Raw genomic sequence first — 271 nt, forward strand, 5'->3', positions numbered from 1 at the left:
TTATTTCCAAAAATCGCGTAATTTATTAACACATTTAAAACAGGATCATCCAAACGCCGCCACCACCCTGCAAGCGCAACCGGATGCTCAGCTATCTGGGCCGACTTTTGTCCCCAAACTGCTGGAACACGAAAAAATGTTTTATGATAATTAGGACCAACCATACATCCTGACAGTACAAAAAAACATAAAAAAGCACTACAAAATAATCTGTTATAAGCAATACACTTTAGGTCTCTGATCTGCATCCACTCTCTCATATGTTTTCAGA

The 271-nt window shown here is 38.7% G+C and carries 1 pseudogene; it reads right to left on the reverse strand.

Annotated elements, in window-relative coordinates:
• Window positions 1-248, reverse strand: a pseudogene (locus ACFIK8_RS09620) (RND transporter); the annotation flags it as partial.
• Between the last annotated feature and the right edge of the window lie 23 nt (window positions 249-271).

The organism is Bartonella sp. MR168JLCBS (genome assembly GCF_042194175.1).